Source organism: Flavobacterium indicum GPTSA100-9 = DSM 17447 (assembly GCF_000455605.1).
Classification (GTDB): Bacteria; Bacteroidota; Bacteroidia; order Flavobacteriales; family Flavobacteriaceae; genus Flavobacterium; species Flavobacterium indicum.
In genome coordinates, this window is record NC_017025.1 from 1,589,034 (window position 1) to 1,606,959 (window position 17,926).

A 17,926-nucleotide genomic window follows, 5' to 3' on the forward strand; every position below is an offset into this window, starting at 1 on the left:
ATTTTAAAAATCAAAGTAATTGATATAGGTATTCAAATCTTTATCTCCTCTTCCCGAAAGATTTACCACCACAACGTCATTAGAATTAAATTGCATCTGATCTAATGCTGCAAACGCATGCGCGGTTTCTATAGCTGGTATAATACCTTCAAGTTTACTAATTGCTAATCCTGCCTTCATCGCTTCACTGTCGGTAATTGCAATAAAAGTAGCTCTTCCAGTTTCTTTTAAATGGGCGTGTAACGGACCAACTCCAGGATAATCTAAACCAGCAGATATTGAATAGGGTTCCGTAATTTGACCGTCTTCCGTTTGCATTAATAAAGTTTTACTTCCATGAATAATTCCAGGTTTCCCTAACACAGACGTCGCAGCACTTTCACCAGAATCAACGCCATGTCCAGCCGCTTCAACTGCAATTAATTGTACCTGTTCATCCTCTAAAAACTCATAAAAAGCACCCGCTGCGTTACTTCCTCCTCCAACACATGCCACCACATAATTGGGTAACATTGTATTTTCTTTTGCTAAGAGTTGCTTTCGAATTTCTTTTGATATTACCGATTGAAACTGAGCTACCATATCCGGATAAGGATGCGGCCCAACAACAGATCCAATGATATAAAAAGTATCTTCAGGATTAGCAATCCAATCACGAATGGCTTCATTAGTGGCATCTTTTAAAGTTTTTGAACCCGATGTAGCCGGACGAACCTCTGCTCCTAACATTTTCATTCTTGCAACATTTGGAGCTTGTCTGTTTATGTCAACTTCTCCCATATAAACAATACATTTCAATCCCATTAAAGCACAAACAGTAGCGGTTGCAACACCATGTTGGCCCGCTCCGGTTTCGGCAATAATTCGTTTTTTACCTAATTTCTTTGCCAGTAAAATTTGCCCAATTGTATTGTTAATTTTATGTGCGCCAGTATGACATAAATCTTCTCTTTTCAAATATATTTTGGCTCCATATTTTTCAGATAAACGTTGGGCAAAATATAAAGGCGTTGGTCTACCCACATAATCTCGCAACAAGGAATAAAACTCCTCTTGAAATTCATTAGTTGTAATGTAATCCAAATATTTAACTCTCAGTTCTTCCACATTAGGATAAAGCATTTCTGGAATAAAAGCACCTCCAAAATTGCCGTAAAATCCATTTTCATTAACTTTATATTTCATATAACTTTTGTTTAAATTGTTCTAATTTTGATTTATCTTTTATCCCATAGTATAATTCAAATTTACTATTGACATCAATAGCAAAACAGTATTTAGCCTCTGGTTGTTTTAAAAAATGTTTTACTGCATCAAGTTGATCTAAACCAATACCTCCACTTAAAAAGTAAGGCACGCTTGCTTCATATTTTTTTAAAATTTTCCAATCGAATTGTGTCCCATTCCCACCAGGAAATTTGCCTTTGGTATCAAATAAAAAACCATCCAAAAATTGGAATTTATTTACCTGTCCAAAAGTAAAATCATCATCAATTAAAAAAGATTTAACTATTTTAGTATTTAACTGATTATGATTTAGTTGATTAATTAAATCTAAACAATAACTTTCATCTTCATTTCCATGTAATTGAATATAATCTAAATGGTAATTTTTAACTTTTTTAAGGATTATATTTATGGATTCATTTACAAAAACACCTACTTTTTTTATTGCCCTATTTAACGACGGTAACTCATCCAACGTGAAATTTCTTTTTGAATTTTCATAAAAAATAAAACCTAAAAAATCAGGTTCTAAAGAAGCAATTTCTTTGATATTTGCTTCTTCATTCATTCCACAAACTTTTATTTTTACTTTAGTCTTCATTTGAAACCATTGTTTTTATTTCTTTCATAAACTCATATAAGGATGCTCCAGGATCATCGGTTTTCATAAAATTTTCTCCAATTAAAAAACCTTCAAAACCATATTGCATTAATTGAACTACAGCTTCCGCTTCATTAATACCACTTTCTGAAACTTTAACAAAATCATCTGGAATTAAACTACTTAACGATCGACTTGTATCTAAACTTACTTCAAATGTTTTTAAGTTTCTATTATTAACACCAATTAAGTCGAGTGAAGGCATTATTGATTTTTCCAATTCTTCTCTACTGTGAACTTCCAACAAAACTTCTAAACCTAAAGAATGTGCCAATTCTGAAAATTGTTTAATTTCTTCTCGTGTTAGAATTGCCGCAATAAGCAAAACCGCATCAGCTCCATGTGCTTTAGCTTCAATAATTTGATATTCACTTATAATAAATTCTTTTCTTAATAATGGGATTGTTGTAGCACTTTTAGCAAGATGCAAATCCTCTAATGAACCACCAAAGTACTTCATATCTGTTAAAACCGACAATCCAGCTGCACCTGCATTTTGATAGCCTTGCGTTATAAAATCAACGCTTAATGATTGATTTATGATTGATTTTGAAGGTGACTTCCTTTTATGTTCGGCTATAATTCCTAATCCCATTCCTTTTATAATTTTACTTAATGAAAGGGTTCTTACATTAAACAATGAAGTTTGTTCTAGTTGTTTAATGGAGAAAAGTTGCTTTTTTAATTCTACTTCTCTTATTTTATCTATCACAATTTTATCCAATATATTCATGACTTAACTGTATTAATTGGGTTAAACTTTTTAGTGCTTTTTTACTTTCTAAACTTTCTTTAGCTCTTTCATATCCTTCTAATAATGTACAATTTTCCACTAAAGCAATGGCTTGTGCGGCATTTGCACAAACTACTTGATTTTGTTGAACGGTTCCTTCTCCATTAATTATTTTGTAAAATAATGCTGCCGAATCATCAATTGTGACCCCGCCTTTAATAGATTCTAAATCAATTTTCTTTAATCCAAAGTTGGTCGCATTTACAGTAGCTTCAATTTCTGGAGTAATTATTTTAACGTCATCTGTTAATGATATTTCATCAAAACCAGTCAATCCATGTAAAATGGCATAATTCGTTGAGGTGTTTTGATACAAATACGCATACATACGAGCTAATTCCAAACTAAATACGCCAACCATTTGATGTTTAGGAAATGATGGATTTACCATAGGACCCAACATGTTAAAAAAGGTTTTAACCCCTAATTCTTTTCGTATTGGAGCAACAAATTTCATAGCAGGATGAAATAACGGAGCATGCAATATGGCAACATTTGTCTTTTCAATAGAACGTTTTAAGAATTCTAGATTGGTTGTGAATTTCACCCCCATTTTTTCCATCACATTACTGGAACCAGAAATAGAAGAAACACCATAATTGCCATGTTTGGCTACTTTAATTCCGGCTCCAGCCACAATAAATGATGCCAATGTTGAAATATTAAATGTATCTTTATTATCGCCTCCTGTTCCACATAAATCTATGGTTTCGTATTCAGAAAAATCGACAGGAATACAGAGCTGCAATAACGCTTCTCTAAATCCTATTAATTCATCAATAGTTATACTTCGCATCAAATAAACGGTCAAAAAAGCCGTAACTTGACTCACGTTATATTTTCCTTCTGAAATTCCAATCAACGTTGCTTTAGCTTCTTCTTTTGAAAGAATCTCATGATTAATTAATTTATTTAAAATTGTTTTCATTTTGTTAAAATTTGATATGAGTTGGGCTGTACTTCTTCAGAAAAGCACTGAAAAAGCAATAAAATAGTTATGTTAAATACTTGATTACTTAATTGTTAAGCCAATTTTCTAGAATTTTCTTTCCGAGCGGTGTTAATACACTTTCTGGATGGTATTGAACCCCTCGAACATTCAATGTTTTATGCTTTAAAGACATGATTTGATTATTTGAATCTACAGAAGTAATAATTAAATCAGAAGGTAAATTTTCGTTAGAAACCACCCAAGAATGGTACCTGCCTACTTCAATTTGATTGGGTAAATCATTAAATAAAATATCCTCTTCAATTGTAGTTACAATGGAAGCAACTCCATGAAAAACTTCACTTAAATTAACTAATGTCCCGCCAAAAACCTCTCCAATGGCTTGCAATCCTAAACATACACCAAAAATATCTTTCGTTGGAGCATATTTTTTTATCACCTCTATTAATAAACCCGCTTCATCTGGAACACCGGGTCCAGGCGATAAAAGTATTTTTTCGAATCTTTGTAATTCCTCTAATTCAAATTCGTCGTTTCTATAAACCGTAACTTCGGCACCTAAATCTTCCAGATAATGAACTAAATTATAGGTAAAACTATCATAATTATCAATTACTACTACTTTCATAAACTTAAGATTTAAATGGTTTCTGCTACTTCCAAAGCCTTATTTAAGGCATTCAATTTATTATATACTTCTTGTAATTCATTTTCTTCAGATGAACGCTCCACGATACCAGCTCCAGCTTGAAAATAAAGCGTATGGTTTTTACTTAAAAAGGTTCGAATCATAATAGCGTGATTAAAATTACCGTTAAAATCTAAAAATCCAACTGCTCCTCCATAAAAACTTCTATTGGTGGTTTCTATTTCTTCGATTAATTGCATCGCTTTAACTTTAGGGGCTCCAGATAATGTACCGGCAGGAAATGTTTCGGCTACAACTTGCAGTGCATTTTTATGTTTCAATTTACCTGTAACTTTTGAAACTAAATGAATTACATGAGAAAAAAACTGCACCTCTTTATACTTTTCTATCGTCACATCAGAACAATTTCTACTTAAATCATTTCGGGCTAAATCCACCAACATAACATGTTCGCTATTTTCTTTTTCATCTTCTGCTAATTTTTTTGCCAATAAAGCGTCTTGTTCATCATTCCCAGTTCTCTTAAATGTACCCGCAATCGGATGAATTTCAGCAATTGAATCTGTAATTTTGATTTGAGCTTCAGGAGAAGACCCAAATAATTTAAAATTACCATAATCAAAATAAAACAAGTAGGGTGACGGATTTATACTTCTTAAAGCCCTGTAAACATTGAATTCGTCACCTTTAAATTCTTGTTCAAACCGTCTTGACAAAACCAATTGAAAAACATCGCCTCTTTTACAATGTCTTTTAGCTAAGTTAACCCGCTCTTTAAAATCGTTATCTTCTAAATTTGAATGCAAATCTCCATTTCTTGCAAATGAAAATGTGGCAAAATTTTTAGTCTGTAAAAGTTGTTCAATTTCTGAATTATAAACGTTTTCATTTTCAGATATAGTTACAATATAAGCTTCATTTTTGAAATGATTGATTGCAATGCACGTCTGATAAAGTGCATAATACATTTCTGGAATTGAATTTTCATCCGATTTTGAATGAATTGCAATTTTTTCAAAATATTGTACCGCATCATAACTCATATATCCGAACAACCCATTGATCTGAAAATCGGCATTTGATTGCACCGTAAATTGGTTTTTAAAACGGTCTAATTCTGCCATGGCCTGGTTAGGATTAATCATTTTTTCTTCAACAATTTCACCTAAAAACTCAATTGTTATTTTAGAATTTTCTAGTTTGAAAAAAGCCATTGGCTGACAACAAATAAAAGAAAAACTATTGTCTTTAGCATGATAATCACTACTTTCTAATAAAATACTGTTTGGGAATTTATCTCTAATTTTTAAGTAAATGCTAACCGGAGTTAAGGTATCAGCTACTATTTTTTTTGTTGTACTATGTAATTTATAATTTTTCATTTTTATCAATTTAGGGTAAAAAAAAAGGCTTGTCGTGATTGACAAGCCTTTTTAGTATATTTTAGTTTCAATTATACAATAAGCGACCTTCTCACGACCATCGACGTAAGTTAGACCACCACCATGTATTATTTAAAATTGAAATCATTTTTCTGAATTTGATTGATGCAAATCTATAAACTAAAATTTATTATACAAAATTTTTGCTCATTTTTTTATAATTTTGGAAATTCTCAAATGCTAGGAATAAGAATGAATACTACATTTACTATTGGCGATACTGTAATGGTATTGGATGATTCTTTAGAAGGAAAAGTTGTTGGCTTTAATAAAGATCATTACATAAAAATTGAAACAACTGAAGGTTTTATTTTAGAATACAAACCCAATGAAATCATAAAAATTTCAAATGAAGAAACACAGATACAATTTAACCAAAGTGTATCTCAAGTTTTGGCAGAAAAAGAACCTACAAAAAAGAAAAAATCGCCTCTAATTAAACCATCCAAAAAAGATCAAATGGTTTTTGAAGTCGATTTGCATTTAGAAAAAATCATTTCAGGCAAAAACCATAACCTGACTAATTTTGACAAATTAACCATTCAATTGGACGAAGCAAAAAGAGCGATTGATTTTGCAATAAACAAACGCTATCAAAGAGTGGTATTAATTCACGGTGTAGGTGAAGGGGTATTAAAATCTGAATTAGAATATTTATTAAAAAGATACGATAATTTAGTCGTACAAGAGGCCAATTACAGTCGATACGGATTAGGGGCAATGGAAATTTATATTAAACAAAATTAAAGCTATGCAAAAAATATATTTAGATAATGCCGCTACTACTCCACTTCGCAAAGAAGTTATTGAAGAAATGGTACATGTTCTAACACATGATTTTGGAAATCCATCATCTACACATTCCTTCGGAAGAAGTGCTAAAACAATAATAGAAACTTCTCGAAAAACCATAGCGAAACAGTTAAATTGTTCTGCACAAGAAATTATTTTTACGAGTAGTGCTACTGAATCTACGAATTGGATTTTACATCAATTTGTTTCTAATTTGGGGGTAAAAAGAATCCTATCCAGCAAAATTGAACACCACGCAACATTGCATACGCTGGAACATTTAGCAAAAGAATTTGGTATTCAAGTTGAATATGTTACAATTGAAAAAAATGGGGCAATTAATCTTAACCATTTAGAAAATTTACTTGAAGATTCCGTTAAAACTGCCGTATGTTTAATGCATGTAAACAATGAAATAGGAACTGTTTTAGATTTAAAAAAGGTATCCGACTTATGTCAAAAAAATAATGCCTATTTTTTTTGTGATACAGTACAATCAATAGGGAAAACAGAAATTGACTTAAAAGAAATTCCAGTCGACTTTATTATTGCAAGTGCACATAAATTTCATGGCCCCAAAGGAGTTGGTTTTGTGTATATCAAAAAGAATATTCTAATTAATCCCATGTTATATGGAGGCGAACAAGAAAAAGGAATGCGTGCTGGTACTGAAGCCACTCATCAAATCGCGGGTTTAGCAAAAGCATTAGAATTAAGCTATTTAAAATTAAATGAAGAACGAGAATATATTTCAAATTTAAAACAATATTGTCTATCAAAATTACAAGAATCCTTACCGGCGACTACTGTTAATGGGGAAAATACTTTTTATAATATTTTAAATATAACCCTGCCAATTTCTGAAGAAAAAACCGCCATGATTTTATTTAATTTAGATATGAAAGGAATTGCTGTTTCTAGAGGAAGTGCTTGCCAAAGCGGGAGCATTAAACCTTCTCATGTTTTAGCGGCTTTTTTACCAGAAGAAGATTTAAAAAAACCTTCGTTACGAATTTCATTTAGTCATTACAACACTAAAGAAGAAATTGATTTATTTGTAAGTGAAATTACAAAAATTTAAATTGGACAATTCAAATAGGAATAAAATGATTCCGTTCTTGGATTTAATTTAGCTTATCAATTTACTCAAGAAAAAATACTTCTTAAAAAATCATAAAAAAATCCCGAGTCATTTACTCGGGATTTTTTTTATTTTTTAGACCAAACATTTATACTGTCTGTATTCTGTTTAATGTAATCTTGATTATTTGCTTTAGTCGCCCCAGCTAGAGAAATTTTAGCCGATTCAATAGCCGCTTTTATATCTCCTAACTTATATTGAATTAATGACTTTAATCTGTAATACCAAAACGGAACTTCAGGCTCTTTACTCAATGCAATGGCTTTATTAATCCACTCTAATGCTTTGTTAAAATCAGAATTGGATTGATAGAAATATTGTGCAGAAGTAAAATAATCATTTGCCGTTGGACCTTCTAAAGTTTGATTTATATTTTTAATTACCACTTTTTGCGTTGGAACTTCAAATTTCAATGATACAAATGTCTTCTCCCAAGACAAATCTAATGTTGCAGAATCAGTAGTTACATTATCAATCGAAATAGTAAATGTTTCAATATGTGTAGGTAAAACTTGTGGCGAAACAGAAACTCGTAAGGCTACTTCAGCTTCATCCCAAACTTCTGGTAACCCCCAATTAGATACATCTTTATAAAAAATAATGTCCCAAGCATCTGCCTTTGGTGTAGTATATAAAGCATATTTCCCTTTTGGTAATAACTTTCCAGAAATTGTAACGTCTTCACTAAAAGAAATTGTTGTATTTTCATTTGCTCCCGTTCGCCAATTTTTTCCATAGGGTACTAATTCACCATAAACAGGTCTTCCTTTAGCACTAGGTCTAGAATAATTAATATCAATTGTTGTTAAACCTACAACTTGCTGTACTTTTGATAATGGACTTGCTTGAGGAATTTTAATTTGTGCCTGAACTATTGTAGCTACAAATAATATCCCTAATAATAACTTGTTCTTCATAACTCTATTTTTTTGCTAATTTACTATTAATTTACTTTTTAATATTGTTAATAAAATTATAAATATAAAATTATTTATTTTATTTGTTTAACATTATTTCTTTTTTGTTAAACAAAATTGTAACTTTGTTTCGTTATAAAAAAATTGTACATGAAAATATACCGCTTACATACGAAACAAAATTTACCTATTTCTAAAGAAACCGCATGGTCATTTTTGTCTGATCCAAAAAACTTAAAAACCATTACTCCGGATTATATGAGTTTTGATATTTTAAGTGGAGCTGATAGAAAAATGTTTCCGGGACAAATTATTCAATACATAGTTACTCCTATATTAGGTATAAAAACAAAATGGGTAACTGAAATTACTCATGTTGTAGAAGATGAATATTTTGTTGATGAGCAACGATTTGGGCCTTATTCTCTCTGGCATCATAAACATTTTATAAAAGAAATTGAAGGAGGAGTTGAAATGGAAGATATAATTGATTATAAAATTCCATTTGGATGGATAGGACAATTAATGCATCCTATTCTAGTAAAGCCAAAATTAGATGAAATTTTTGCCTACAGAAGAAAGAAATTAATTGAACTTTTTGGTGAATTTAAATAATATAAAATGACAATTTTCTGGTTTAGACGCGATTTACGTTTAGAAGACAATACCGCTTTATTTCATGCCTTAAATGAAAATGAGGAAGTATTGCCGATTTTTATATTCGATACCACTATTTTAAAACACCTAGACAAGCAAGATGCCCGTGTTTCATTCATTCATCAAGAACTTAATAAAATTAATCTAAAACTAAAATCTATAGGTAAAAGTTTAGCCTTGTTCTATGGTACACCAGAAGAAATATTTAATCAATTAATTGCTGAAAATTCAATTGAAGCTGTTTATGCCAATCATGATTATGAACCCGCTGCACGAAAAAGAGATAAAAGCGTAAATGAACTATTGAAATCAAACGGTATTTCGTTTAAAACTTGTAAAGATCAAGTCATATTTGAGAAATCTGAAGTAGTTAAAGAGGATGGCTCTCCTTATGTGGTCTATACCCCCTATTCAAAAAAATGGTTAGAAAAATTCAAATCAATTCAACTGAATAATTATCCTTCTGAAACCTTAACTCATAAATTTACAAACCATAATTATCCTTTTTTAACTTTAGAAAATATTGGTTTTGTCCCCACTTCTATTCGATTGCCACACTTTACAATTGATGAAAAACGTATTAGTAATTATGAAGGTACACGAAATTTTCCTGCTATTGAAGGTACTTCTTTAATTGGAATTCATTTAAGATTTGGCACCATCAGTATTCGAAAATTAGTTAATTATGTTCAAAATTTTTCAAACGTTACATATTTAAAAGAATTAATTTGGCGTGAATTTTTTATGCAAATCCTTTGGCATTTTCCTCACACAACAGCTAAAAGTTTTAAAGAAAAATACGATGCCATTGAGTGGCTAAATAATGAATTAGACTTTAATAAATGGTGTGAAGGAAAAACAGGATATCCATTTGTAGATGCAGGGATGCGCGAACTCAATGCAACCGGACACATGCACAATCGTGTTCGTATGATTGTAGCCAGTTTTTTATGTAAACATTTATTAATTGATTGGCGTTGGGGTGAAGCTTATTTTGCTACTAAACTTTTAGATTACGAACAAGCAAGTAATGTCGGGAACTGGCAATGGGCCGCTGGTAGTGGTGTTGATGCAGCCCCTTATTTTAGAATTTTTAATCCGACTGAACAAATAAAAAAATTTGATTCAGAGTTAAAATATATTAAAAAATGGATTCCGGAGTTGAACACTTCAAACTATCCAGAACCTATAATTGAACACAAACTAGCAAGAGAAAGATGTTTAACTACGTATAAAAAAGCCGTTGGATAAATGAATGTAGTTTGGTTAAAAAAAGATTTACGATTAATTGATCATGAACCCTTGTTTGAATCACAAAAACAAAGTGGGAAAACCCTTTTATTGTATATATTTGAACCCGAACTCAAAAATGATCCACATTATAGCAAAAGACATTTCGATTTTATAAAACAATCTCTTGAAGAGTTACAACTTGAATTATCTAAATTACATACTCAAATATTAATTGTTGAAGGCAATGCTTTAGCCATTTTTAAAAAACTACATAGCATTCATTCTATTAAAAATGTGTTTTCACATCAAGAAACCGGTATAAATACTACATACCAAAGAGATATTCAATTACATAATTGGTTCAAAAGTGAAAATATAGTTTGGAATGAATACGTATGGAATGGAGTATTCAGAGGTCGAAAAAATAGAGAATCTTGGAAAAACGATTGGTATCAATATATGGAAAGTAATCTCTTCCCTGCTCCAACGAATTCAAGGGTTTTTATTAAATATTCCGAAATAGAACAGATTGAAAACAGCTTTCAAATTCCTAATTTAAAGACAAATACTTTAACTCTTTTTCAAAAAGGTGGTGTAAAAACTGGTTTACGTTATTTGCATACATTTCTAAATGAACGGGTTCAAAACTATTCAAAATATATTTCAAAACCAGAACTGGGCCGAAAAAGTTGCAGTAGACTTTCGCCTTATATTACTTGGGGCAATTTATCGGTTCGTCAAGTCTATCATTTGGCTTGGCAAAAAAGACAAGAAGGAAAATTTAAAAAACAAATTGATAATTTTGCTTCACGATTACGATGGCAAGCACATTTTATTCAAAAATTTGAAATGGAACCAGAAATGGAATTTCAAGCCATAAACAAGGCATTTAGAAATTTAAATCAAATGAAAAATAGTGCCTTTCAAAAAGCTTGGAAAAATGGAACTACGGGTTTCCCTCTAGTTGATGCCTGTATGCGTTGTTTAAAAGAAACCGGGTATTTAAATTTTAGAATGCGTGCCTTAATAGTGTCTTTTTTTACTCATGATTTGTTTCAACCTTGGCAAGATTGTGTTCATTATTTAGCACAACAATTTTTAGATTTTGAAGCCGGAATTCATTATCCTCAAATTCAAATGCAAGCGGGAGTTTCAGGAATTAATACCATTCGCATTTATAATGTTGTAAAAAACTCGCAAGAACATGATGAATCGGGTGAGTTTATAAAAAAATGGGTACCCGAATTGAAAAATATTCCCATTCAATTTATACATGAACCTTGGAAAATGACGCCAATTGAAGAAACTTTATATGGTTTTAGAATAGGAATAGATTACCCAAAACCAATTGTAAATCAAGAAAATGCGAGAAAAAAGGCAAGCGACTACTTTTGGAACATTAAAAAATCAGAAGAAGCAAAAAAAGATAATAAACGAATTCTAAAAATACACACCGACGCATCAAATAACAAATCATAATTTTAGTTCTGAAAAGTGTCGGATCACTTGGTCTGCTAAACTATAATCTTGGTTTTTAGAATTTTCGCTTTTATATCCAACACAATATACACCAGCTGCTTTTGCCGCTTGAATACCATTTGTACTGTCTTCTATAATGATACATTGCTCTTTTGAAGAATTGGATAATCGGACCGCCTCTATAAAAATAGCTGGATTAGGTTTGGATTGAGGAAAGTCTTCACCTGATACGATATGGGAAAAATAAGGATGTAAATTAAAACGATTAAACACCCGTTCAATGGTTACTTTTGAAGCTGAGGAAGCCAAAATTAATTGCTTTCCCTTTAGATGCAATTGTTGTATCAAATCTTCTACTCCATCTAATAAAAACAAGTCCTCTTTTGTATCAAATGCATCATTGAATAAATTTCTTTTTGTTTGAACTAAATCATGTATTTCACCTTCAATTCCAAAAATATCTTTAATTTTTTGATAAACATTTTTAGTAGAATTTCCAGTAAAAGAAGTATATAAATCATGAGACACTTCAATATTTAATTGTTTAAAATGCTGGTAATAAGCATAATGATGAACCGGCTCTGTATCAACAATAACACCGTCCATATCAAATATTATAGTTTGAATCATAATTTACGATTTTTTACAAAACTACGTTAATTTTGCAAAAATTCAATTTTGAATTAAACCTTTTTATTTACTTTTAGTCTTATTAGAAAAAGAAGGAATTTTGCAAGACGAAAAATTATTCATTTCCGATTTAATCAATCCGAAGACTCAAAATGAAGCCTTCAAAAAGTTAATACAAGAGTATCAAAAACCTTTGTATTATCATATCCGTAATATTGTTTTAAATCATGATGATGCTGATGATGTTTTACAAAATACTTTTATAAAAGTTTTTTCAAATATTCAAAATTTTAAAGGCGAAAGTAAATTATATTCGTGGATGTATCGAATTGCCACGAACGAATCCTTATCGTTTATTGAGCAAAGAGCAAAAAAACAAGGAATATCTACTGAAGAAATTCAAAACAAGATGATTAACCGATTAGAAAGTGATGTCTATTTTGAAGGTGATGAATTTCAGTTAAAACTTCAAAAAGCCATTGCAACACTTCCAGAAAAACAACAATTAGTTTTTAAAATGAAATATTTTGAAGAATTGAAATATGAAAACATAAGTGAAATACTGGATACAAGCGTTGGAGCTTTAAAAGCGAACTACCATCATGCCGTAAAAAAAATAGAAGATTATTTAAAAGAAAATTAAACTTTTCATTTAAATTAAAGTCTAATACAATATGAAAACGAATTTAGAAAATAAAAAAGTAACAAGCGGTTTTACAACACCCAATAACTATTTTGAAGAATTACCAGCTACAATTCTCTCTAAATGGAATGGAGCATATAATTCATCAATAATTCCTTCAAAAACAGGTTTCTCTATACCAGAAAATTATTTTTCTGAAAATGAGGGAAAATTAATGGATTTAATTCCTCATAAAAACTCCAAAGTAATTTCGATAAAACCAAAATTATATTGGGTTACAAGTATGGCTGCCGTTTTACTTATTACTATTATGCTACCCTTATTTTATAATTCAACAGAAATAACAAAAACTGAATTAGCAACTCAAGACTATTTAGAAGTACATAAAGATGAATTGTCTGATTATGAGGTTGGGGTGTTACTCGATAATGAAGATTTAGAATCACTTGAAAACGAACTGATATACAATAATTTAAAATAAACACACAAATGAAAACTAAGATTTACTCCCTATTAATTTTATTACTTTTTACTTCCCTTGGCTTTTCGCAAGGTTTTAGAGATAAAAAAGAAAAGATTAAAGCCTTAAAGATTGCTTTTATATCTCAAAAATTAAGTTTAACAACTGAACAAGCGGAGAAATTTTGGCCTATTTACAATAAATATGAGGATAAAATTGTGGCGTTAAAAGAGACACAATTAAAACAACGCTTTCAGAAAAAAGAACTTACAGATGAAGAAGCTTTAAAGCAAATTGAAGAAGCAGAAGCAGCCGAAGTGGAAATTATGTCTTTAAAAAAGAAAATGCGTGCTGAATTAATTCCTGTAATCGGAGCCGATAAAGTGGTGGAATTACAAAAAATTGAGCATGAATTTCATAAAAAACTATTAGAAAAACTTAAAGATAGAAAAGGACCACCTCCGCCAAGAAGATAACAAAATAGCTGCTTTAGGCAGCTATTTTTATTTTAGTTTCATTTTTGAAATTTTACTTCTTCCTGCTAAATAGATCGTTTTTGAATCTAAAATACGTAGGGTATAAAACTCTTTATCATCTGAAAGTTTGCTCCATGTTTTACCAAAATTTTTAGAATAAAACACTCCAGAAGCACCACAAGCAACAAGTTCTTTTCCATTCTTATTTGGTACAAATTGAATACAAGAAGTATAACCGAAATACAAATTAGATGCAAGTAGTTCCCATGTTTTACCGCCATCAAAAGTAATTGCTTTATTTTTAGAATTATCCTCTTGCTTATCATAATTTCCCCCAGCAATAATTCCAATATTTTCATTATAAAAGTCCATTGTAAAAGCTCCAGTCATGGCTTCACCTTGAATAATCGGCGTTTCAAAAACAGTCCAATTTTGTCCAAAATCTTTACTTTTAAATAATCGTGACTTTTTTCCACCAGAAATTATAAAAATTGTGGAACCTATTACTTTTACATTGGTATTACTCGCCGCAAAAGCTGCTTCACCTTCAACTAACTTTGGCAATTGCTTACACGGAATTTTATTCCATGAATTCCCACCATCGTTTGTAACTAGTATCGAAAAACAATCTGCTGTAGGATCGCCTATAATAACACCATTTGAACTATTTGTAAAATACATGCTATCATAAAATACTTTTTCTCCTTCTTCATGATAGACATTTTTAATAACATTTAAATCCTTTGAAATAGCAACTAAATTGGCTGGTGTATCTACATTGATTGCAAGAAAATTTTCCCCTACTAAAGCGGAACTTCTAAACTCTACTTTTGCATCGGCTACTTGTTTTATTAAAATTGAATCTTGCTCAAATTCTATAATCCCAACCTTTCCGCCACTTCCTGCAAACCAAACTTTATCTTTTCTTTCTATAGAAATAGCTCTGATACTTGTCTTTTCAATTTTCTTGTTTTCAACGGATTGCACAACTGGTACTACACTACATCCAACCAAAGCATAGCTAAAAATTATTAGATATTTTTTCATATTCACACAATAAAAAACGAATATAATATTTTTATTAATAAACTCTATTTTTTTGTTAATGAACTCTTAATACCCTTTTTGTGGCATAATAATTGGAAAATACTAATTACTAACGAAATACATAAAGTTATGAAAACAAGAATTACAACATGGGCAATTGGAGCATTACTACTAAGTGCGACTGTTTTTGCACAAGACAAAACAAAAGTTACTGCAAATAGCAGTGATATTAGTGACAATTTAGATCTTCGTGCTGTAGCAACAGTATTTGGAGATGCCAAAGATTTAGAAGATTTTGAGCAACGATTAAACGATCCTAAAACACAAATTTCAAATTTAGACTTAAATAACGACAATTATGTAGATTATTTAAGAGTTATCGAATCTATCGAAGGAAACACACATATTGTGGTAGTTCAAGCAGTATTAGGTAAAGATTTGTACCAAGATGTAGCAACAATTGAAGTAGAACGTGATAGAGATAATCGTGTTCAAGTTCAAGTGGTTGGTGATGTTTACATGTATGGTTCAAATTATATCTATGAACCCGTTTATGTTCATGTGCCGGTAATTTATAATACCTTTTGGGTAAGCCATTACAGACCGTATTGCTCGTCATGGTATTGGGGTTACTATCCAAGTTATTACTACTATTGGAATCCTTTCCCTATTTTTAGATATAGAAATCATATACATGTGCACATCAATTATGGTCATAGCTATCATTATGTAACGCATAGAAGATGTCAAACTGCTTATTATGCTTATTATGGAAGAAGAGGAAACTACTGTGAAAGAACCTATCCAAATCGTTCATTCAACCATAGAAATAGTGGATATAGCAATCGTTATGAAATGGATAATCACAGAACGGTTAAAACCAGAGTACCAGGTTCTAATGAATTAACAACTAACGAACCAAGAAATAATGCTCCAAGAGGAAACTCGATTGGAACACCAAGAACGGAATCACAACCGAGAAATCAAAATGGAAATACACCAAGACCGAGAACAGAAACACCAAGAGAAAATTCAATTGGAACACCAAGAAATGAGAATACTATTCCACGTCCAAGAACAGAACATCCAAAAGAACAAGGTACATTAACTACACCAAGACCAAGAGTTGAAACAACAAATGGAAATTCAGAACCTCGAGTGAATAATCAACCTAGATATGACACTCCTAGAAATCAATCAGAGCCTAGAGGAACGAATCAACCTAGATATGATACACCAAGAAATCAATCTGAACCAAGAGGAATGAATCAGACTAGATATGATGCTCCAAGAGGAAATACTCCACCAAGAATGGAAACTCCTAGAAGTCAAGGTCCAAGATTTGAATCACAACCAAAATCATCCAATCAAGGAATGTCAGGCGCTCCTAGAGGTGGAGGAAGAGAAAATAACAGAAGAGGATAAAATAAAAGCTGTCAAAATTGACAGCTTTTTTGTTTTTATTACTATCTTTGCAAGCATTTTTTTAAATAAAATTCATGAGATTTCACAGAAATATAAGTTTTGCAGTAATTGATGGTTTAATGGCCATTTTTAATGAAGGAGAATACGCCGATAAAGTGGTTGCTAGAGCATTAAAGTTAGATAAAAGATGGGGAAGTAATGATCGTAAATTTGTTGCAGAAACAATTTATGATATTGTACGTTGGAAAAGATTATATTCTGAAATTGCCGAAGTAAAAGAAACAAATTATACTCGTGATAATGTATGGCGCTTATTTGCAGTTTGGGCTGTATTGAGAGGTTATACACTACCCGACTGGAAGTATTTTGAAAATACTCCTGTTAGAAGAATAAAAGGAAAATTTGATGAATTTTCAAAAATCAGAAAAATTAGAGAATCTATTCCCGATTGGATGGATGAAATGGTTGTTGCTGAATTAGGTGAAAAAGTTTGGGAAAAAGAAATTAAAGCTCAAAACGAACAAGCCAAAGTTATTTTACGAGTAAACACTTTAAAAAATACAAAAGAAAAGCTTCAAAAATTATTAAACGAAGAATATCAGATTGAAACTGAAGTTTTAAAAGATTATCCAGACGCTTTAGTATTGAAAGAAAGAGCGAATGTTTTTATGACTGAAGCATTTAAAAATGGTTTGTTTGAAGTTCAAGATGCTTCTTCTCAATTAGTTGCTCGATTATTAGACATAAAACCTGGAATGCGCGTGGTAGATGCTTGTGCAGGAGCAGGTGGTAAATCGTTACATATTGCAAGTTTGTTAGAAAATAAAGGTCAAATCATTGCAATGGATTTGTATGAAAGTAAATTAAAACAATTAAAATTAAGAGCCAAGCGCAACGGAGTTCATAATATTGAAACACGTGTAATTGAAGGAACTAAATCAATTAAAAAATTATACGATAAAGCAGATCGCGTATTAATTGATGCGCCTTGTAGTGGTTTGGGTGTATTAAAAAGAAATCCTGATAGTAAATGGAAATTACAACCAGAATTTGTTGAAAATATTAAAAAAACACAGCAAGAAGTTTTAGAAAATTATTCTAAAATGGTAAAACCTGGAGGTAAATTGGTATATGCAACTTGTAGTATCTTACCTTCTGAAAATCAGGAGCAAGTACAAAAATTTTTAGCCACTGAATTAGGAAAAAACTTTACCTTTGTAGAAGACAAAAAAGTATTAGCGCATGAATCTGGCTACGACGGATTTTACATGGCTTTGTTAGAACGTAAAAATTAATTATCTC

General features: G+C 31.0%; 19 protein-coding genes. 10 read left to right on the forward strand and 9 right to left on the reverse strand.

Annotated features, from left to right (window positions below; genetic code table 11):
- Positions 1 to 3: 3 nt before the first annotated feature.
- The 6 genes from trpB to KQS_RS07225 form a co-directional block, all read right to left on the reverse strand.
- Positions 4 to 1,185, reverse strand: a complete 1,182-nt coding sequence (gene trpB, locus KQS_RS07200) for a tryptophan synthase subunit beta (protein ID WP_014388535.1) — start codon at positions 1,183 to 1,185, stop codon at positions 4 to 6.
- Complete coding sequence (locus tag KQS_RS07205) at positions 1,175 to 1,828, reverse strand: phosphoribosylanthranilate isomerase (RefSeq protein ID WP_014388536.1); 654 nt, start codon at positions 1,826 to 1,828, stop codon at positions 1,175 to 1,177. Before KQS_RS07205 ends, trpB begins: the two co-directional genes overlap by 11 nt.
- Positions 1,818 to 2,621 carry an indole-3-glycerol phosphate synthase TrpC gene (gene trpC / locus KQS_RS07210; protein WP_041252034.1) on the reverse strand — a complete coding sequence of 268 codons (804 nt, stop codon included), beginning with the start codon at positions 2,619 to 2,621 and terminating at the stop codon, positions 1,818 to 1,820. Before trpC ends, KQS_RS07205 begins: the two co-directional genes overlap by 11 nt.
- Complete coding sequence (gene trpD / locus KQS_RS07215; protein WP_014388538.1) at positions 2,605 to 3,609, reverse strand: anthranilate phosphoribosyltransferase; 1,005 nt, start codon at positions 3,607 to 3,609, stop codon at positions 2,605 to 2,607. Before trpD ends, trpC begins: the two co-directional genes overlap by 17 nt.
- An 88-nt stretch (positions 3,610 to 3,697) precedes the next feature.
- On the reverse strand, positions 3,698 to 4,261 hold the full coding sequence (locus tag KQS_RS07220; RefSeq protein ID WP_014388539.1) for an anthranilate synthase component II: 564 nt from the start codon (positions 4,259 to 4,261) through the stop codon (positions 3,698 to 3,700).
- 11 nt (positions 4,262 to 4,272) lie between these two features.
- Positions 4,273 to 5,664 (reverse strand): anthranilate synthase component I family protein, encoded by a 1,392-nt coding sequence (locus tag KQS_RS07225; protein WP_014388540.1) that lies wholly within the window; start codon positions 5,662 to 5,664, stop codon positions 4,273 to 4,275.
- A 252-nt stretch (positions 5,665 to 5,916) separates the two neighbouring features.
- Here KQS_RS07225 and KQS_RS07230 point away from each other — a divergent pair, with 252 nt between their 5' ends.
- Entirely contained in the window at positions 5,917 to 6,471 is a 555-nt protein-coding gene (locus KQS_RS07230) for a Smr/MutS family protein (RefSeq protein WP_041252249.1), read from the forward strand.
- A gap of 4 nt (positions 6,472 to 6,475) precedes the next feature.
- Positions 6,476 to 7,597, forward strand: coding sequence for a cysteine desulfurase family protein (locus KQS_RS07235; RefSeq protein ID WP_014388542.1), 1,122 nt, complete (start codon positions 6,476 to 6,478; stop codon positions 7,595 to 7,597).
- Positions 7,598 to 7,725: 128 nt separating this feature from the next.
- On the opposite strand, the gene KQS_RS07240 is transcribed toward KQS_RS07235, so the two are convergent.
- Positions 7,726 to 8,574, reverse strand: a complete 849-nt coding sequence (locus KQS_RS07240) for a DUF2911 domain-containing protein (RefSeq protein ID WP_014388543.1) — start codon at positions 8,572 to 8,574, stop codon at positions 7,726 to 7,728.
- A gap of 150 nt (positions 8,575 to 8,724) precedes the next feature.
- On the opposite strand from KQS_RS07240, the gene KQS_RS07245 reads away from it, so the two are divergent.
- From KQS_RS07245 to KQS_RS07255, 3 genes are read left to right on the forward strand one after another with little or no spacing between them, the layout of a single operon-like run.
- The gene (locus tag KQS_RS07245) at positions 8,725 to 9,189 is read left to right on the forward strand and encodes an SRPBCC family protein (protein ID WP_014388544.1); all 465 of its coding nucleotides are present in this window, start codon (positions 8,725 to 8,727) and stop codon (positions 9,187 to 9,189) included.
- Between the two features lie 6 nt (positions 9,190 to 9,195).
- Entirely contained in the window at positions 9,196 to 10,482 is a 1,287-nt protein-coding gene (locus tag KQS_RS07250; RefSeq protein ID WP_014388545.1) for a cryptochrome/photolyase family protein, read from the forward strand.
- Positions 10,483 to 11,943 (forward strand): cryptochrome/deoxyribodipyrimidine photo-lyase family protein, encoded by a 1,461-nt coding sequence (locus tag KQS_RS07255; RefSeq protein WP_014388546.1) that lies wholly within the window; start codon positions 10,483 to 10,485, stop codon positions 11,941 to 11,943. It abuts the gene before it with no gap.
- Here the strand turns inward: KQS_RS07255 and KQS_RS07260 are convergent.
- Entirely contained in the window at positions 11,938 to 12,573 is a 636-nt protein-coding gene (locus tag KQS_RS07260; protein WP_014388547.1) for an HAD family hydrolase, read from the reverse strand. The genes KQS_RS07255 and KQS_RS07260 overlap by 6 nt on opposite strands.
- Before the next feature lie 100 nt (positions 12,574 to 12,673).
- Between KQS_RS07260 and KQS_RS07265 the strand changes: the two genes are divergently transcribed.
- From KQS_RS07265 to KQS_RS07275, 3 genes are read left to right on the forward strand one after another with little or no spacing between them, the layout of a single operon-like run.
- Complete coding sequence (locus KQS_RS07265; protein WP_014388548.1) at positions 12,674 to 13,216, forward strand: RNA polymerase sigma factor; 543 nt, start codon at positions 12,674 to 12,676, stop codon at positions 13,214 to 13,216.
- Positions 13,217 to 13,247: 31 nt separating this feature from the next.
- On the forward strand, positions 13,248 to 13,697 hold the full coding sequence (locus KQS_RS07270) for a hypothetical protein (RefSeq protein ID WP_014388549.1): 450 nt from the start codon (positions 13,248 to 13,250) through the stop codon (positions 13,695 to 13,697).
- An 8-nt stretch (positions 13,698 to 13,705) separates the two neighbouring features.
- Positions 13,706 to 14,152 carry a hypothetical protein gene (locus KQS_RS07275; RefSeq protein WP_014388550.1) on the forward strand — a complete coding sequence of 149 codons (447 nt, stop codon included), beginning with the start codon at positions 13,706 to 13,708 and terminating at the stop codon, positions 14,150 to 14,152.
- A 27-nt stretch (positions 14,153 to 14,179) separates the two neighbouring features.
- Here KQS_RS07275 and KQS_RS07280 read toward each other — a convergent pair whose 3' ends face one another.
- Entirely contained in the window at positions 14,180 to 15,199 is a 1,020-nt protein-coding gene (locus KQS_RS07280) for a WD40/YVTN/BNR-like repeat-containing protein (RefSeq protein WP_014388551.1), read from the reverse strand.
- A 129-nt stretch (positions 15,200 to 15,328) separates the two neighbouring features.
- Between KQS_RS07280 and KQS_RS14530 the strand changes: the two genes are divergently transcribed.
- Together KQS_RS14530 and KQS_RS07290 are read left to right on the forward strand one after the other, a co-directional pair.
- A complete protein-coding gene (locus KQS_RS14530; RefSeq protein ID WP_014388552.1) occupies positions 15,329 to 16,624 on the forward strand; it encodes a hypothetical protein in 1,296 nt (431 codons plus the stop codon).
- Positions 16,625 to 16,698: 74 nt separating this feature from the next.
- Entirely contained in the window at positions 16,699 to 17,919 is a 1,221-nt protein-coding gene (locus KQS_RS07290) for an RsmB/NOP family class I SAM-dependent RNA methyltransferase (RefSeq protein WP_014388553.1), read from the forward strand.
- The last annotated feature ends 7 nt before the right edge of the window (positions 17,920 to 17,926 follow it).

Bases quoted from the DNA above. Each gene is read 5' to 3' on its own strand.
- KQS_RS07290 (WP_014388553.1), top strand. From the start codon at position 16,699: ATGAGATTTCACAGAAATATAAGTTTTGCAGTAATTGATGGTTTAATG.
- KQS_RS07220 (WP_014388539.1), bottom strand. From the start codon at position 4,261: ATGAAAGTAGTAGTAATTGATAATTATGATAGTTTTACCTATAATTTA.
- KQS_RS07270 (WP_014388549.1), top strand. From the start codon at position 13,248: ATGAAAACGAATTTAGAAAATAAAAAAGTAACAAGCGGTTTTACAACA.
- KQS_RS07225 (WP_014388540.1), bottom strand. From the start codon at position 5,664: ATGAAAAATTATAAATTACATAGTACAACAAAAAAAATAGTAGCTGAT.
- trpB (WP_014388535.1), bottom strand. From the start codon at position 1,185: ATGAAATATAAAGTTAATGAAAATGGATTTTACGGCAATTTTGGAGGT.
- KQS_RS14530 (WP_014388552.1), top strand. From the start codon at position 15,329: ATGAAAACAAGAATTACAACATGGGCAATTGGAGCATTACTACTAAGT.
- KQS_RS07275 (WP_014388550.1), top strand. From the start codon at position 13,706: ATGAAAACTAAGATTTACTCCCTATTAATTTTATTACTTTTTACTTCC.
- KQS_RS07235 (WP_014388542.1), top strand. From the start codon at position 6,476: ATGCAAAAAATATATTTAGATAATGCCGCTACTACTCCACTTCGCAAA.
- KQS_RS07250 (WP_014388545.1), top strand. From the start codon at position 9,196: ATGACAATTTTCTGGTTTAGACGCGATTTACGTTTAGAAGACAATACC.
- KQS_RS07260 (WP_014388547.1), bottom strand. From the start codon at position 12,573: ATGATTCAAACTATAATATTTGATATGGACGGTGTTATTGTTGATACA.
- KQS_RS07280 (WP_014388551.1), bottom strand. From the start codon at position 15,199: ATGAAAAAATATCTAATAATTTTTAGCTATGCTTTGGTTGGATGTAGT.
- KQS_RS07245 (WP_014388544.1), top strand. From the start codon at position 8,725: ATGAAAATATACCGCTTACATACGAAACAAAATTTACCTATTTCTAAA.
- KQS_RS07205 (WP_014388536.1), bottom strand. From the start codon at position 1,828: ATGAAGACTAAAGTAAAAATAAAAGTTTGTGGAATGAATGAAGAAGCA.
- trpC (WP_041252034.1), bottom strand. From the start codon at position 2,621: ATGAATATATTGGATAAAATTGTGATAGATAAAATAAGAGAAGTAGAA.
- KQS_RS07230 (WP_041252249.1), top strand. From the start codon at position 5,917: ATGAATACTACATTTACTATTGGCGATACTGTAATGGTATTGGATGAT.
- trpD (WP_014388538.1), bottom strand. From the start codon at position 3,609: ATGAAAACAATTTTAAATAAATTAATTAATCATGAGATTCTTTCAAAA.
- KQS_RS07240 (WP_014388543.1), bottom strand. From the start codon at position 8,574: ATGAAGAACAAGTTATTATTAGGGATATTATTTGTAGCTACAATAGTT.
- KQS_RS07255 (WP_014388546.1), top strand. From the start codon at position 10,483: ATGAATGTAGTTTGGTTAAAAAAAGATTTACGATTAATTGATCATGAA.